Raw genomic sequence first — 14,746 nt, forward strand, 5'->3', positions numbered from 1 at the left:
TGGCCATAGATCATGGCCTCCCTTGCGGAGATCGCGCCGCCACTGCAACAATGCCGGTATATTTGGCCATCGCGCGAAGACCGACATCGGGCCTGACGCCAGAGAGCATCTTGGTCGCGAGATAGACGTTGCGCGCCAGATTGACGAGGTGATCGGTGCCGATGGCGATGGGAATGGCCCGGCGTTCGTCACCTATCGGCCTGACCCAGGCCACCGGGTGTCCCACCCATGGCAGGCCGAGCCGGCCGGCGCGGAGCATGGCTTCATCGCGGCCTATGATCCGCACCGGCAAGCGATAGCGTGCGCGAAACTCGCCCAGCCTTGCCCAGAGTTCGGCGCAGGGGAGACAGCCGGGCGCGGTGGTCATTTCGATTACGTTGAGCGAGGCTGCGCTGGAAAGAGTTTCGGCAAAGTCGGGCGGGAAGTCGCGCGTTACAGGCACGCGGGCGAGCCATGCCTGCATCTGGGCGGCATCATGGACGGGATGGATCGCTGCGCGGGCAGCATCAGCGCGGGTGATGGGGCGGGCCGACAAGGGGGCAATCCATGGAACCGCAAACAGCACGACAAGAATCTTGATGGTAAGGCGTTTTTGCATTACCTTGGCGGGGCTGCTAAGGATATAGGCCATGACCACGCTGACCGTCACGAGCAAGGGCCAGATCACTCTCAGGAGGGATCTGCTCCAGCATTTGGGAATCCACCCGGGATCGAAGATTACTGTGCAGAAGTTGCCCAATGGCCGGATTGAGGTTGCGGCCGAGCGGCCCAAGGGCAAGATTTCCGATGCCTTCGGCTTGCTGAAAAGAGAAGGCCAGCGGGTCATCTCGATTGAGGAAATGAATGAAGTGATCGCCAGGGGTTGGGCGGGCGAGCCGTGAAGATTACTGCCGATACCAATGTCCTGGTGCGTGCCGTCGCCGCAGATGATCCTGAACAGACCCGGATTGCCCAAAACCTGCTCGAACGTGCTGAACTGGTAGCGATGCCTGTGATGGCTCTGTGCGAGTTTTGCTGGGTCATGGGGCGGGCATACGGGTTTGCATCCGCAGAGATTGCTCACGCTCTTCGATTGCTGACCGGCGGCGAGAATGTTTCCGTCGAAGGGCCTGCTGTTGAAGCGGGGCTTGCCATGCTGGATGCAGGAGGTGATTTTGCAGATGGCGTGATCGCTCAAGGCGGACAATGGCTCGATGGCGAGACGTTTGCCTCCTTCGACCGCAAAGCCGTTTCCCTGCTGCGGGCGCAGGGCGTGAAGGTCTTGCTGCCTCAGTGAAGCCGACTGCCTGATGGTCGCTTCTGTCACGGCCTCCTCCCGCTCACCATATCGCCGCCGATCACTCGCGGATCGCTGGCTGACACTGGCCCGTTGGCGAGAGCATCGAAGAACCCGTCCTCTTCGCCGGCCCCGGTCAGGAATTGCTCGGGCCTGATATCCCCTGAGAGCAGGCGCACGGCATTATAGGCGGTCTGGATGAGATTGGGATAGGCCTCGACGCCACTGGCGATCACCATGCGCTGGGACGAATTGCGACGGATGACCATGGTGGTGGGCGTAACCTCAACCCCGAAACGGGCGGCAAGGTCGGCGCGCTGATCAAGATTCATGGCCGAGACCTGCCAGCCCGTTTCTTCCTGAAACCGCTGGAGGATCGGCCATTGCACGCGGCAATAGGCGCAGGATGCGCGCGAAAACATGACAAGCGCAAATTCGTTGCCATGAGCGCGCAGATATTGACGGCGCAAAGCGTCCTTTTGCGCCGTCATCCGGTCGCGGGCATCGCCCACCATCGGATTGGCCGTTTTTGAATTGAGCTCAGGATGGGCGAGCATGGCGATCTGGGTGACCCCGGCAAAGGCGCGGGCCTTGCGGCGGGCAAAGTCCTCCAGCTTCCAGAAATCGGTGACCGCCTCGACACTTAGGACCGTGGCGGCATAATCGCGCTGCGCCTCGATCAGCTTGCGGATTTTTGCCGGGGACAGGCGCGCAAGTTCGGTCATCGGCGGGATGGCGGGCTTGACCAGTTCATCCGGCTCGCTTGCAGGTTCATCCGGTGCGGTCCTGGGCGGTGGCTGATACCACCAATAGCCCTGCCGCGTGCCGGTCCAGCTGGACGGTGCACTTTGCGCGAGTGCCATTGGAGCATGGACAAGAGTTACTGCGACCAGTCCGGCGCGGATCAGCGGGTTCACAGCACTTTTTCCATGCGGTGCAGGCGGGAGATGGCGATGGGGCCGTAATAGCGGCTGTCGAAACCGCGGGGATGGGCTGAGCCCACATAGATATAGCCTGCCGGGATGACCGGGTAAGCAGGCTGCCAGTGCGCAAGTTTTTGTCTTTCGCGCCCGACAGGCAGGCTCGAGCCAAGCAGCCTGCCATTGCAATAATACCAGCCGTCTTGAGATCCGGGATGCATCGGGGAAGGCCGCTCGACCATCGCGATCCTGTCGCCGGGCAGGCACAGGGCATATTTGGTGACATCGAGCTGGACGGGACCGGCGAGCGGATGGGAAAGCTTGAAAGACACCAGATCCCCGCGTCGGATTGGGCCGGGCGCGGCATGGACCAGATAGGCATCGATCGAAGGGCTGGCGACCAGCGTTACGCTGGGAAGAGCATACCAGGTGAGGAGACCAATCGGCAAAACAATGCAATAGGCTTTCCAGAGCTGTTGTGGGCGTGGTGGCTCACCAAGCCCCGCGCTGCCCAATGCCACGGCAGCGCGCAGAGGGAGGAGTCTCACCTCAGGCCAGAGGCGCTTACCGGTGTTCCAGACGCGTTGTAACATCGCGCACCCCCTCTTTGCCGCCGAGGCGGGCATATTCATCGAGCAGCGCTGCAAGCGAGGCATCGCCATAGACGAGATGGGCGCCGCGCTCGCTGTCCTCCTCGCGTTCGCAATAGGGACGGGTAGGATCGCCCGGGATCAGGGTGAGCGCGGGGACCTGGCGCACATCATGCTGTCGAAAGATCAGCGGATCGACGATAACCTGTAATTTGCGCATGGCGCAGGCGGGACCCTCGCAGCCGGGATCGAGCCGCAGCGCCTGAGCGATCAGTTTCGCCATCGGGCCGACGCGGCCCATCCCGCCCACCATCCCCCGAAAGGCGATTACTCCGCCGACAGGTTCAAGCTGGGCGACATAGGCGCGGAGCTGGGAAAACGGCATCGAGGATGAGGCGAACAGCACAGGGACATAGGCCCTGGGGCCGGTGGGGGCGATGGCACCTTCAAGCGCCGCGCGATCGGGCGCCTCCAGGCCCAGCGCTTGGGCCACGCGTTTCACCATGGCTTCGCGGCTTGCGGCAAGCCCGGCGCGGCCGGCATCCAGTGCCGCGCGGGCGCGGGCTTCCATGGCGGGCAATGGGGAGCGTTTGCGCAATCCCTCGAAGGCTCGACGGGCTTTGTTGTCGGGGATCGAAGGCAATGCGCTGGCTGGCAGAACGGGCTGCGGTGCTCCAGCCGCCGGTCGGCGCTTTTGCTGCGCGGTGACCGCGGCCTTCAGGCGCTCCATCGCTGCATCACCCTGAGCCTGCGGGGCCGAACGGGCGTTGCCGGGTGCGGTCCGGTCCTGAGCCAACGCGGTGGCGGACAGCACGACCGGCGCAAGGGCGAGGCAAAACCTAGGGTATGACCGTCTGCATATAGGCATCGATCCGCTCCTTCATGTCGATCTGGATGTTGCTCTGGGTTTTGGCGGTCAGGTCCGAATAATATTCGGAGAGATCCATCCTGCTGAAATCGAGCGCCTGGAACTCTTCGGGGGTAAAGCCCCGGCAATAGGGGGTTTTGGGACTGCCCCAGCCGATGCTGTTGAAGGATTTGAGTTGCGGGCGGCCCTGTTCCTGAATGATGCGACCGAGCCTGGTGTTAAAACAGCAATTGCCGACCGACTTCTGGATGCAGACGCCAAGGATGCTCGAAGAACACCAGGCGCCGACCTCGTGGCACATGCCCGAGCCGCGCAGGATGCCTGCTTCCATATCCTGCTGATCGCAGCCCGAGAGCAGGAATTCGAGGACGAGATTGATGGCAAGGCTGATCGCAAGCGAGGTGGGATCGATGCCGATAATGGCGCCGGCCCCTGCGCTTGCCGCCTGACTGGCCGAAGCCCCCGCCTGAAAGGCGGCATAGGCTGCCCGCATTCCGGAAAACACGCCCTTGGCCACCGCGATCTTGGTCGAGAGCGAGGTCAGCGCCGAACCGGTCCCGTCCTTGATGACCGATCCGCGATTGCGGCAGCAATTGGAAAATGTGGTGAGCAGGCCCGCAGGACGGCAGCGCAAAGCCCTCCCGGAAAAGATCTCGATCGCGCCGCTGCAATTGCCTGCATCATCGATTGTGCCGTCATTGGCTGCGCCGAGATCGTCGACCACCGGGCTGGTGGTGATTGCACCGGCGCTGGGCGTGCACGCATTGGGCGAACAGGCGGGTGTCCCGCCACTGTCAGGCGTCAGGCATTGATACTGGCTGCCGAGGGGGCAGCTATAGGCTCCCTGCGCGTCGGCGGCGCAGGTCACCTGTCCGAGCGGGCAGAGAAACGTGCTCCCCGCCATCGCGGTGCAGGTGGCGATCTCGCCCGGATCGGCGGCATCGCCATTGCCGTTGAGATCGGCGGCGCAAAGCTGTTCGGTCTGAGGCTGAGATTGTGCCCGTGCGGGCATGGCAAGGGCCAGACTGCCTGCACCGAGCAGCGCGGGCAGGACCATCTGCCGAAGGAGGGGCTGGACGGGGGAAGGTGCTCGGCTCATCGCCGGCTCGCCGTGCAGACAAGATCGGCCCCGCCAAGGCGCAGGCTCTGCATCATCACCGCCGCTTCGGGAAAATCATCGAGGCAGCCGCAGGCACTGACGAGTTCCTCGCCCGCGCCCAGGGGACAGATATTGTCGCTACCGCAGCTATGGTAGAATGTGTCGTAGCCGGTCGGCGCATTCTGTTTTGCGCCCACCACGCCATCGACCGCCGCATCATTGTTGGCCTTGGGCGCGCGGGTCTTGCAGATCGCCTCGCAACTCGCCACCGAAGCCTGGCCCGGCAGCGCAAAGGCGCGGATCGTGGTGGAGACTGTGCCATCGCCGGTTGTGATGCGGTCTGCCAGCACGCTTGGGCTCGAATGATCGATGATATAGGTGGCGCGTGAGAGGTCCGGCGTGGTGGAAGTCGCCACGCATTTATAGCGCCGCTCCTTCTCGAAAAAGCTGCGCGTCACGGTTTGCGAACAACTGGCTGAACTTACGATCCTGGTCTGGGCGAGCGGTCGCAGGCCGGTGGCCACGCCATTGCGGAAGGTCTCGACACCATCGACGCTCTCGCTCTGCAGAGTGCAGGTCGGATCGGCGGCATCGCCCATGCAGGCATCGGTGAGTGTTTCGGCAAGCTCGCAGGACGTATCGACCTCGGCATGGACCTGAAGGTTGCCCTCGCCGCGGTCGCCGACCGCGAGGCGCAAGACTATGGTATGATCGCCTTTGGTCATCCAGGGCATCAGATCGATGTTGGGGGAGAAATAGCTGGTACGGCCGCGATCGCAGGATCCGGGCGGTATGCCCGAGCCCGTCCATGCGCCCGGCCCGTAGGAAATAAGCTCGCCATCGATCCTCACCTGCCCCCAGTCATCGGCGAACCATGCCGGGATGGTGACAGACTTCAGCCGTTCGGGTTTCTCGACATGGAGCGTAATAGGATAATCGAAGAGGGTGCAGGAGCCGCCATCGAGCGTGTTGTCGCCGGGCGAACCTGTCAGGAAATCGGCGCTGCCGGGCGTCGGGTTCGAGGTCGCATAGCCGCCCGAGGCGCGCTGGATCACATCATTGAGCGAGATGGCTGTCAGCGTCAGATTGCGGGTGATGGTGCAATCGCGTGAGGAGGAAGTTCTGCCGGTTCCGGCGGGTGATCCGGCGAGGGTTTGAAAGACGCTGCTGTTCTGCGCGGCGGCATAGGCGTCGCCGGAGAGTGCTGATGGATTGGTCGCATAGCTGCTGACGGTCAGCGAAGGGTTCGATGTGCAGGCAGTGGTCTGCGATCCGCTATAGCGAATGAGCGGGCCATCCACGCTGGCCTCAACCATCCCGATGCGCGGGTCGGCACTGGTGAGTGCGCCCACCACGCCGCCGCCCAGATCTTTGAGGATGGAGGCCATATTGCCCCAGGCCAGATTGCTGCCGCAGGCATTGTTGATGCAATAGCAGCCCGCCAATTGGCTTAGATCGACCTCGGTCAGCTTGAGGTTGCCCGCAGATCCGATCCCCCATTGGAAATTCCGGCAATTGTTCCAGCTTCCGGGATCGCAAGCGATGACGCCATTGGCGCAGATGCCTGAGACGGGTCTGGGCACGCTCAGCACTTCATCGAAGGACCCGTCGAGATTGCTGTCGCGCGAGATGGTGAGAGTACCGATATCACCGCCGACGGCGGGCTGGGCGAGCAGTTCGAGCATGGTCGCACTCTTCCGGCAGGCGATGGTGGGGGTAAAACTCTGGCTGTCGTCGAGCGTGCTGACATCATTGCCTGCCAGAGCGGGGGTGAGGTAATTCCGGCGGAGCGTTTCGCTGGTGCCGCTTTTCGCCTGGGCTGCTGATGCGGCGGCGCGGGCGCGATCCTCTACGGTCTGGGCGCGGGTCGCATCGGTGAGCGTGAGGTTGATAGCGCTCAGGAGAAGGGCGAGAAGCAGGCGACAAATGCTGGTCATCGCGTGCCTCCCGTCACCAGCCGCTGCCCCTTGCGCAGGCGAAACAGCATGCCGTGAGGGAGCGCGGGTTCCTCGCCCGCCACGATCCGGAAGACGGCCTGCCCTTCAAAGCAGGTCAGAACCGCGATCGAAAACACTGGCCGCATTTCGGTTGCGGCAAGCTCTGCGTCAACGCTAAGCAGTGGGGGTGGAGCGACGCCGCTGAGAGGCGGCGGCGTCGCTCCTTCTGCGCATCCGGCCGGACGGCCAGGGAGGCTGTGGCGGGCAGACCGATCCAGGCCCGTCTCGGATTCGCAGAATGGAGGAAGGGGGGCGCTCATGGCGTCGAGACCCCTGCGCAGCAGATCGTCTTCTCAAAGACCATGAACTGGGCATTGTCCTTGCCCGGCGCGTGTTTGGCCGAGGTCCATAGCGAACCGGGGCGGCCGATATTGACGCATTTGCCGCCTTTGACCGGCTCCATGATCTGAAGCTTGTAGCGGCTCTTGTTCCAGATCGGCTGGGCCTTGAACGAGCAGCCGTCGGATGAGGAGATGGTGGACAGGCCAAGCCGCCCCATCATGAAAATGCCGCGCGCGGCAAGGCCCGCCCAGGCCTCGACACTGTCGCTGAAATGGATGTCGCCCGCGATCGGGTAAGTGTTGCCCCAGCTCCCCATGCACCAGAACAAAGGATCGAGCGTGGCCCCTGCGGCGGCCGCTGCGCTGTCGGCCATGCAGGCAAGGCCCGCGGCCGGATTGCCGAACAGGATGCTCTCGGGCTGGATGATCGCGCCCAGTGTCCCTGATTGCCAGGTCGGCATGACCTCGGTGATGAGTGCTACATCGAAGCCCTCGTCGGCAAAGCAGGGCAGGTCGGTGAACATGTCGAGCATCTTCCAGACCGGCGCGATGTAATAATGCATCTGGGCAAAGAGCTTTTGCGTGTTGGTGCCGTCGGCAATCGAGGATTGGCTGCCCTGAAGTCTGCCGCGGGTGGCCATCAGATCCGCGCCCAGACCCATCATGCAGCCCGGCTCGGTCACGACATCGACCATGCGGCTGGGCGACCAGAAGCTGACCTTGAGCCCGAACCAGAAACCGGCGCCCTTGCGGCAGGCGCAGAGCGGCTTGGAGGCACTTTGCGCGTCGAGCGATTTGTCGAGTCTGTCACCGCCGATGCGCACGCCGCCGATGGTGATCGGGAAGATACAGGACCAGCGGACCTTGGTGATCGGGTTGAAGACGGTGCCTGCCTCGCACTTGGAGGCGTGTGCGGGGCTGGTGACTGCGACCAGCGAGGCAAGCAGCGCGCCGCCTGCGACGAGGGCGAGGGAGCGGTGCCTCATGAGCCTGCCCTCCGGGGCGGCAGGTGATATTCGTCGAGCTGGAGGCGCTGACCGACCTGACGGACGATGACCGGGGCAAAGGTCAGACCAAGGCGTTCCTTCACCCGTGGCTCGAGGATGAAAAGGGCGCGGGCCTTCTTCCTGCTTAATGTGATAGCATCGCCATCCTTCGGCCCGCCCGCCGCCAGCAGGATGAAATCGCTCTGTTTCGCGCGGGCAAATGCCCAGTCGAGATCGCGCGGCGCCACAATGATGAGGCGCTGGGCCAGTGTCACATAGCTCAAGGGGTTGAACGTGTAACCTTTGGCATAAAGCAGCTTGCCGTCTGGCAGGCGGATGTCTTCCTCGAGCGTATGGAAGGGCACGGAAAACCTAGTCCGGTTGATGGTGGCGGGCGCGAGCGGGGCCGAGCGCAGCGCCTGCCACTGGCGCATCGGGCCGAAACGGCTGGCCATGCTCGCGGGCTGGGCGGCAACCTTGCCTTCAATCTCGCTCAGCGCATCGGCTTCGGCGATCGGAAAGGTCCGTCCGATCTTGGAAACCTCGCCATGGGCGAAGCCGGGCAGGGCCAGCGCCAGCAGCCAGAGGGGCGCGAAGGCGCGGGGCCTGATGCGACCGCCCTTGCCGTGGTTTGCTGTGGCGGCCGGGGTGGTCATGACCGCCAGGCAGGCATGGCGGTAAAGCCGGTGATGCAGGTGGCGAGGAGGCCGGCTATGCCCGATGCCATCGGCGGCAGGCCGGAGGCCAGGGCGAGGCAGGCGATGGCAAGGCCTGCTGTCAGCGCCAGGGCTTCGCCGGCCATCGTCATCCGGTCCTGGCCATCTGTCCCGACCTCGCCCGGGACATCGAACAGATCCTCGAGCAGGCGATCCTCGGCATCGTCAGGGTTCGGCGCCAGACGGGCAAAGCTGCGGGGCACCGTTGTCTTGCCGCCGCTCACAGCTTGTCGCTCCGATCCTTGCGGAGCGCCTGCCGCCGGCGCGACAAACGCATGAGCAACCGGCTTGCCAGGGCCGAGAGGCCAATGAGCAGCATGCCGGTCAGCAGGCAGGCGATGCCGACCAGCACCGCGTTCTGCAGAGCGGTGCGGAAACCATGGTTCATGGCAAGGCCCGCGCCCAGCATCAGCGCCGCCATCATCACGCTCTCGATAAGGACGAGGCGCGCTCGCCAGCGGACTGCCTCGCGTTCGGCTTCGAAGGTGGTGAGCGGCGGGTGCAAGGGTTGGGGGGACTCGCTTTGGCCATAGAGGATCGACAGCTGGTCGGGATGAGGCTTGCGTCCGTTCATGGTTGCATATCCTTCTCTTTGGGGAGGATCTCGGCCGGATCGACCCCGGCCAGATGGCAGATCGCTTCAAGCGGGCTGGCGCCTTGCCGGATCAGGCTCTCGAAAGCGGCGACCTCGCGCGGGGCCGAGGTGTTGATCCAGTAAGAGAAGGGATCAACGACGAGGCGCGCGATGCCGACACCCAGCGGGCTGTCGATGAAGATCTCGCTGTAATGGGGCTTGGCGTTGCGCACCGATTTGAGGAGATCGAGCAGGAAGGGTGAATAGTCGATGATCCTGTTCTCGGCTGCCTGCGCATAGGTCGAGCCTTGCAGCAGAAAGCGCGTGGCAGCGTTTTCGAGGATCACCTGGCCGGTGCCGCCAAAGAGCAGCAGATCGTTGAGGCTTTGCAGAACCACGCCGAAACTGCCCTGATATTTGCGGGCGCGGCGATAGCCCTGGCCGAAGGCCTCGGCGAGGCGCGAGAGATCCTGCCCTTCCGAGCGGGTGAGGAATTGCGCGGCCTCGTCGCAGAGCACGAAGCGGGGCCGATCGCGGGCCGAGAGATAGAGTTCCTGCGTCACCGCATTGACCACGACCATGACGATCACATTGAAAAGATCGGGCATGGCTTTGAGCCGTTCAAGTTCGAGCACGACAAATTCGTCGCGGGAAATATCGAAGCTGGAAGGACCGTTGAAGAAATGGCCGTAAGCCCCGTCGGAAGCAAAATCGCGCAGGTTGAAGGCCAGTTCGCGCGCGGTCGGGATGAGATGCTCGACCCGGTCGAGGTCGCTGGCCGCTTCAGCGGGATAGGCGCCGAGCCACTGGCGCACCGCATCGATACCGTCCTGCGCTCGCCCGCTTTCGATCGTCCATTGTACGGCGGATTTTAGGAGGTTCCACTGCGAGGTCGACACGCCCTTGCGGGTGGCGGCATTGGCCATCTCGGCAACGATGGCAACCGCCATCGAGATGGCTGACTGCTTGTCCTCGCCATCGAGGGCAAAGCCCATGTCGAACGGGTTGAGCACGAGGCGCTCCTCGCCAATGTCGATATAGCGGCCCGAGCAGAGCGTGCAGAGCTTGCGATAGGATCCGCCGATATCGATGATGCGGATGAGCGCGCCTTGGGCAAAATATTGCTGGCACAGATTGTTGAGCAGGAAGCTCTTGCCCGCCCCGCTTTCGGCCGAGACGATGAAATTGTAATTGTTGATGCGCGGATCGAAGAGGTCGAGCGTGACGAGCTGGCCCTTGCGTCCGGCATAGAGCAGGGCCGGACGGCCCCCGCCGCGAAAATCGCTCTGGACCGGGCTGAGCAGGACAGCGGCTTTCACCGGCATCTTAAAATCGCGTTCGAGCAGGCGCATCGTGCGCTTTTCCGGATAGAGCCCGAAAGGCAGGCTCATCGTCAGCAGCACGGGATTGAGATAGCTTTCCTCCTGCATCATCCAGGGCAGGGGTTCAGCCTCCCACAGGCGCTTGGCGCGCGCGGCCAGCTCGCGAGCTTCAGCGCGGGTTTTGCCAAAGACCCAGACGACGGGGATAATGGTAAGGAACCGGCTGCCTCCGGCCTCGTCGAGCACCCAGCCGATCTCCTCGATCTGCTTGCCGACCTCGACGGCAAAGGAGCCGGCGGCCTTTTGCGCGGAAAGGATCTGGGCGCGCTTGTGGATCTCGAATTGCGAATGGTCGAAAAGCACGTTGAGAGTGAAGAGGAAGGGACCGCCGATCTGGTCGCTGTCTTCGGCTGCGCCGCGCATGCCGCCCAGCAGCCGATTGGCGCGTTCGGCGGTGATGCGGCGGGCCGGGCTGCGCGGGGTGAGGCAACGGGCGACCTGGTTGCCGAGAAAGACTTCGGGCCCATCAAAGACAAGGTCGGGTCCGGCATCGATGATCTGCTTGCGGATCGGGCGGCGGAGCGCTCCACCCTCGCCATCATCAAAATGGCCCGGAGCATGGGCAGTGAGGCCATTGAAAATGCGGCGATAGAGACTGACCGTCTCCTGCGCCTCCATCGCACGGATCGCGAGTTTGGCGAGCTGTTCCTCGACCTGTCGGCGCAGATCCTGTCCGAGCTTCTGCCTTGTCTTGACCGAGAGAAACAGGCGGAAGTCGCGCAGGGGAATGCCGTGGAGCGCATCAAGCCCCTCGGTTCCGGCGCGCAGATAGTCGGCCATCCGCTGCGCCGAGGCCTGGATCAGCGGGTCGGGCCTTGTCTTGAGATCGAGGAAAGCATCGAGCGCGTCATCGATCACCGGATCGGCCAGGCTGTGGAGCTGCAGCACCGTGCCTTCGGGGAAATGGGTGTTGAGCAGGCCGGTAAGCGCCTGCTGGACATGGGCGAACATATAGGCCGAGGGGGTCAGTTCCCAGCCATAGGCCCAACCATCGTCGATGCAGATAAAAGCCTGTTCCTCGCTGTCCCAGGCGACGAGCGGCAGGAAGTCGCTATAGGCTTCGCGCGCGACCGAGCGCCGGAGCCGGGCGAAGGTGAGGCCGCCCGCGCCTGGATGAACTGGAGCCTTCACTGGTCCTGTCCTTCGGGCGGCGCGGGAACGGGGGCGGGATCGCCCTGCGCGGCAGGATCACCTGCGGGCTTTTCCTTCACCTGTCCCAGCACGGGCAGGCGCGCGGCTGGCACAGCCGAGCCCACCAGATAGTCGCCCACTACCCATTGCGGGCGCTCAAGGATCGAATAGACGTAGCGCGGCATATAGAGCCGGTCCGGCCTCTCGCGGTCGGCGTAAGGCATGATGAGCGTGCGCACGGTGCGTCCGGCGCGCAGCATCGGGGTCTCCGGCGCCTCGATCAGGCCCTGCATTTCGCGGTAGAGACTGTCGCGATAGGACAGATAGGGCGCGGGTTTTTTGCCCTGCGTCTTTGCCTGCGGCGCAGCGGGCGCGGTGGCATCGCCGGTGCCGGCACGATCCTTGAGCATCGCCTTGTCATGGGTGACGGCGGGATCGGAATGCGAGGGAATGCCTGCGACCGCATCGGCATAGGCCCGGTCGGGATGGATGCACTGCCCATGGTCGCGGTTCTTGCAGGAGAACTTCTCGCTATAGGGCGACATCATCGAGCCGATGGATGCGCAGCCGTTCAGCAGGGACAGCGCGGCGATCGCCAGAGCCGGGCATGGAAAACGGCGGGCGGCGAACGGGGCGGCGCCACGGTTTCTGCGGCGCACGTCTGCACGGGACATCGACGTGGGCATGGGCTGATCTCCTGAAAGGGGGCGGGGCATCAGAATTTCTCCCCGGCGGCAGGCTTGATCTCGAGGGTCACACCCTCCTGGATCACAACCACGACTTCCTTGGCGGCGCCGACCTCGACGATGGGACCGGCCTGACGGGCGAGATCGAGGTAGAAATCACTGAGTTTGTCCGAGGATTTGGAAATGCCCCCCGCAAGGCTGCTCTTGGCAGCATCGCCTGCATTGAGCGTGCGGATCGAACCCAGCGCCGAGGTCGAGGTCGAGCCGAAACTGCCTTCGACGGCACTCGCAAAGCCCGAGGCGGCGCCGGCGAGGAAAGTGCGGGCGAGCGCCGCGCCCGCGCGGGTGACGACCTTGCCCGACAGGCCCTTCTTGCCGTCGGTATCGACGAAGAAGCCTTTGACCGGCTGATCGACCACCGAATGCTCGTCAAAATCAATACAGGAAAGCGAGACGAGCTGGACCTCGACCCTCTCCTTGGCGAGGCTGCCGGTGGCATTGCCGATGACAAAGCAGCCCGAGAGGTTCGCCTTGACGTCATTGGGCAGCACGGCAGGGGCCTGAACCCTTGCAATCAGCGGTTCGGGGTTTTGCGTCGCATCACGGCTCGCCATCGCGTCGATCCCGGTGAGCAGCCGCGCCTTCATGAAACCAGGCGGTAAAAAGATCGTCCTGGTCTTTTTTTTAGCGCCATTCGGGGACCGATCCTTCGCGCTCGAACCATCGGCGGCGGCGGGCAGAAGGCTGCTGGTGGCAGAACCGATGGCACCGACGCTCTTTTCCTGCGGGGGCGCAGGAGGAGCGGGCGGTGTGTTCTGCACCGACAGGTTCGTGGGCGGCGGAGGCAGGCTGTCGAGTTCGCTGCGCTCCCCTGGCCGGCTGCGCCCGGCGACAGGCGGGCTGGCGGGAATGTCGAGATCGGGAAGCGCGGGGGGCAACTCGCCGGTATCATGGGCGCCGCTGACGGGTTTGGCGGCAGGACTGATCTTACCCTCCTCGATGGCGGTGATGCGCTCGGCAAGCTGCTGCTGGCCTTCCCGGATCTGCTGAAAGTCCCCGTGCAGCTTGGTTTCCAGACTGTCGCCGCGCAGGCCTGTTCCCATTTCCAATTTTGTCGCACTGACCTGGGTGGCTGCCTCGTTCTTTGAGGGTGAGGAGGCGGTGTAGAGGCCGTAAGCCAGCATCAATGTCGCAAGGCCGACAAGGCCCTGCTTGACGCGCAGCCGTCTCCGGGCCGACAGCGCCTGCCAGCGTGCTCTGAAATCGGGAAACGGATTTGCCGATGAAGCCCTGTCAGGTGACGTGCTTTGCCTGTCTTCCTGCGTGGCGCGATTGAGCTGGGCCTGATAGGAGTTCGCATCGCGAGGCTTTTGCTGCTCAGCCTGTCCGTCATCGCTCATCGGATCGGGCGGGGGAAGATTGCTCATTGGCCTGCCTCCCGGCGCACGACGATCACACGGGCGGGTTCCCCGGTTTTAAGCGACAGACGGTCGGCGCTCACCGCGAAAATCCGCGTGCCGAAAATGCGGTCGAGGAAGGCGCGTTCATCGAGCGTGGTGTCTGCCGCGACCTCGACCCGGTATTCCGAAGCCGAAAGGCCTGCGCCCTCGATCTCGACCCGGCGGTTCTCGGTGATGCGCGCACCGGGCAGGGCGGCAAGGGCAAGCGCGCCTGCGCGCGGCGCCACGCTCGAAAAGCTGGCGGGGATGCGGTCCTGGAGCATGGCAAGTGTGATCGAGACCGCGCGTTCTTCCTCGACCAGCGGGCCGAGCAGATCGTCATTGGCCCGCGCGCGCTGTGCCTTGCCCGGCGCGAGAGTCACGGTCTGAGCAGGGATCTGCGAAGGCTCGGCATAGAGGGCATAGATCGCCCCGTTGCATGAAACGAAGAATTCCGAAGGCTGGGTGACATAGCTTCGGGTGACCTGCCCGGCGTCGTCGATCTCCTTGACCAGAAACTTGATCCAGGCGTCCGATCCCGCCTTCTCGACGGCAATCGCCTTCTCGGCCGAGAATTTGACGTCCTCGATCTCGCCGCCAAGGCACACGACATGGTTCACATCGCGGTTGGACAGACGAATCGTGCTGGTCTGAGCGGGCAGCGCGGCAATGGTGCGGCCTGAGGTCACCGGATCGGCTATCTGCTGCGGTTCAATGTTGTGCGGCGCTGCATTTGGCTGCTGGAGATTCCCATTCCCGACATTCTGCACCGCAAAATGCTGGACCACGGCATCCTGGGCG

17 protein-coding genes are annotated in these 14,746 nt (G+C 63.8%); 2 read left to right on the forward strand and 15 right to left on the reverse strand.

Going from position 1 to position 14,746, the window contains the following annotated elements; translation table 11 throughout:
- Positions 1–10: 10 nt before the first annotated feature.
- A complete protein-coding gene (locus FHW92_RS11985; RefSeq protein WP_168603458.1) occupies positions 11–598 on the reverse strand; it encodes a hypothetical protein in 588 nt (195 codons plus the stop codon).
- Positions 599–629: 31 nt separating this feature from the next.
- Here FHW92_RS11985 and FHW92_RS11990 point away from each other — a divergent pair, with 31 nt between their 5' ends.
- Both FHW92_RS11990 and FHW92_RS11995 read left to right on the forward strand, forming a co-directional pair.
- Entirely contained in the window at positions 630–881 is a 252-nt protein-coding gene (locus FHW92_RS11990) for an AbrB/MazE/SpoVT family DNA-binding domain-containing protein (RefSeq protein WP_168603459.1), read from the forward strand.
- The gene (locus FHW92_RS11995; protein WP_168603460.1) at positions 878–1,276 is read left to right on the forward strand and encodes a type II toxin-antitoxin system VapC family toxin; all 399 of its coding nucleotides are present in this window, start codon (positions 878–880) and stop codon (positions 1,274–1,276) included. The genes FHW92_RS11990 and FHW92_RS11995 overlap by 4 nt, the downstream gene beginning before the upstream one ends.
- A gap of 26 nt (positions 1,277–1,302) precedes the next feature.
- Here the strand turns inward: FHW92_RS11995 and FHW92_RS12000 are convergent, their stop codons facing one another.
- The 14 genes from FHW92_RS12000 to FHW92_RS12065 form a co-directional block, all read right to left on the reverse strand.
- Positions 1,303–2,139: a conjugal transfer protein TraF gene (locus tag FHW92_RS12000; protein WP_168603597.1), complete on the reverse strand. Its 837-nt coding sequence runs from the start codon at positions 2,137–2,139 to the stop codon at positions 1,303–1,305.
- Between the two features lie 50 nt (positions 2,140–2,189).
- Positions 2,190–2,789, reverse strand: a complete 600-nt coding sequence (locus FHW92_RS12005) for a S26 family signal peptidase (protein ID WP_168603461.1) — start codon at positions 2,787–2,789, stop codon at positions 2,190–2,192.
- Complete coding sequence (locus FHW92_RS12010) at positions 2,761–3,600, reverse strand: type-F conjugative transfer system pilin assembly protein TrbC (protein ID WP_349237677.1); 840 nt, start codon at positions 3,598–3,600, stop codon at positions 2,761–2,763. Before FHW92_RS12010 ends, FHW92_RS12005 begins: the two co-directional genes overlap by 29 nt.
- Before the next feature lie 25 nt (positions 3,601–3,625).
- Positions 3,626–4,666, reverse strand: coding sequence for a conjugal transfer protein TraN (traN, locus tag FHW92_RS12015; RefSeq protein ID WP_246870125.1), 1,041 nt, complete (start codon positions 4,664–4,666; stop codon positions 3,626–3,628).
- Between the two features lie 83 nt (positions 4,667–4,749).
- Positions 4,750–6,690: a hypothetical protein gene (locus tag FHW92_RS12020; RefSeq protein ID WP_246870076.1), complete on the reverse strand. Its 1,941-nt coding sequence runs from the start codon at positions 6,688–6,690 to the stop codon at positions 4,750–4,752.
- Positions 6,687–6,836: a hypothetical protein gene (locus tag FHW92_RS12025; protein ID WP_168603464.1), complete on the reverse strand. Its 150-nt coding sequence runs from the start codon at positions 6,834–6,836 to the stop codon at positions 6,687–6,689. The genes FHW92_RS12020 and FHW92_RS12025 overlap by 4 nt, the downstream gene beginning before the upstream one ends.
- Positions 6,837–7,006: 170 nt before the next feature.
- Positions 7,007–8,017 carry a TraU family protein gene (locus FHW92_RS12030; protein WP_168603465.1) on the reverse strand — a complete coding sequence of 337 codons (1,011 nt, stop codon included), beginning with the start codon at positions 8,015–8,017 and terminating at the stop codon, positions 7,007–7,009.
- On the reverse strand, positions 8,014–8,673 hold the full coding sequence (locus FHW92_RS12035) for a conjugal transfer protein TraW (protein WP_246870077.1): 660 nt from the start codon (positions 8,671–8,673) through the stop codon (positions 8,014–8,016). Before FHW92_RS12035 ends, FHW92_RS12030 begins: the two co-directional genes overlap by 4 nt.
- Positions 8,670–8,957 carry a hypothetical protein gene (locus tag FHW92_RS12040; RefSeq protein ID WP_168603466.1) on the reverse strand — a complete coding sequence of 96 codons (288 nt, stop codon included), beginning with the start codon at positions 8,955–8,957 and terminating at the stop codon, positions 8,670–8,672. The genes FHW92_RS12035 and FHW92_RS12040 overlap by 4 nt, the downstream gene beginning before the upstream one ends.
- Entirely contained in the window at positions 8,954–9,307 is a 354-nt protein-coding gene (locus tag FHW92_RS12045; protein WP_168603467.1) for a hypothetical protein, read from the reverse strand. The genes FHW92_RS12040 and FHW92_RS12045 overlap by 4 nt, the downstream gene beginning before the upstream one ends.
- On the reverse strand, positions 9,304–11,820 hold the full coding sequence (locus FHW92_RS12050) for a TraC family protein (protein WP_168603468.1): 2,517 nt from the start codon (positions 11,818–11,820) through the stop codon (positions 9,304–9,306). The genes FHW92_RS12045 and FHW92_RS12050 overlap by 4 nt, the downstream gene beginning before the upstream one ends.
- Positions 11,817–12,506, reverse strand: a complete 690-nt coding sequence (locus FHW92_RS12055) for a TraV family lipoprotein (protein WP_246870078.1) — start codon at positions 12,504–12,506, stop codon at positions 11,817–11,819. Before FHW92_RS12055 ends, FHW92_RS12050 begins: the two co-directional genes overlap by 4 nt.
- 29 nt (positions 12,507–12,535) lie before the next feature.
- Positions 12,536–13,933 (reverse strand): TraB/VirB10 family protein, encoded by a 1,398-nt coding sequence (locus FHW92_RS12060; protein WP_246870079.1) that lies wholly within the window; start codon positions 13,931–13,933, stop codon positions 12,536–12,538.
- Positions 13,930–14,661 carry a type-F conjugative transfer system secretin TraK gene (locus FHW92_RS12065; RefSeq protein WP_349237683.1) on the reverse strand — a complete coding sequence of 244 codons (732 nt, stop codon included), beginning with the start codon at positions 14,659–14,661 and terminating at the stop codon, positions 13,930–13,932. Before FHW92_RS12065 ends, FHW92_RS12060 begins: the two co-directional genes overlap by 4 nt.
- Between the last annotated feature and the right edge of the window lie 85 nt (positions 14,662–14,746).

The organism is Novosphingobium sp. SG707 (genome assembly GCF_012275515.1).
Classification (GTDB): Bacteria; Pseudomonadota; Alphaproteobacteria; order Sphingomonadales; family Sphingomonadaceae; genus Novosphingobium.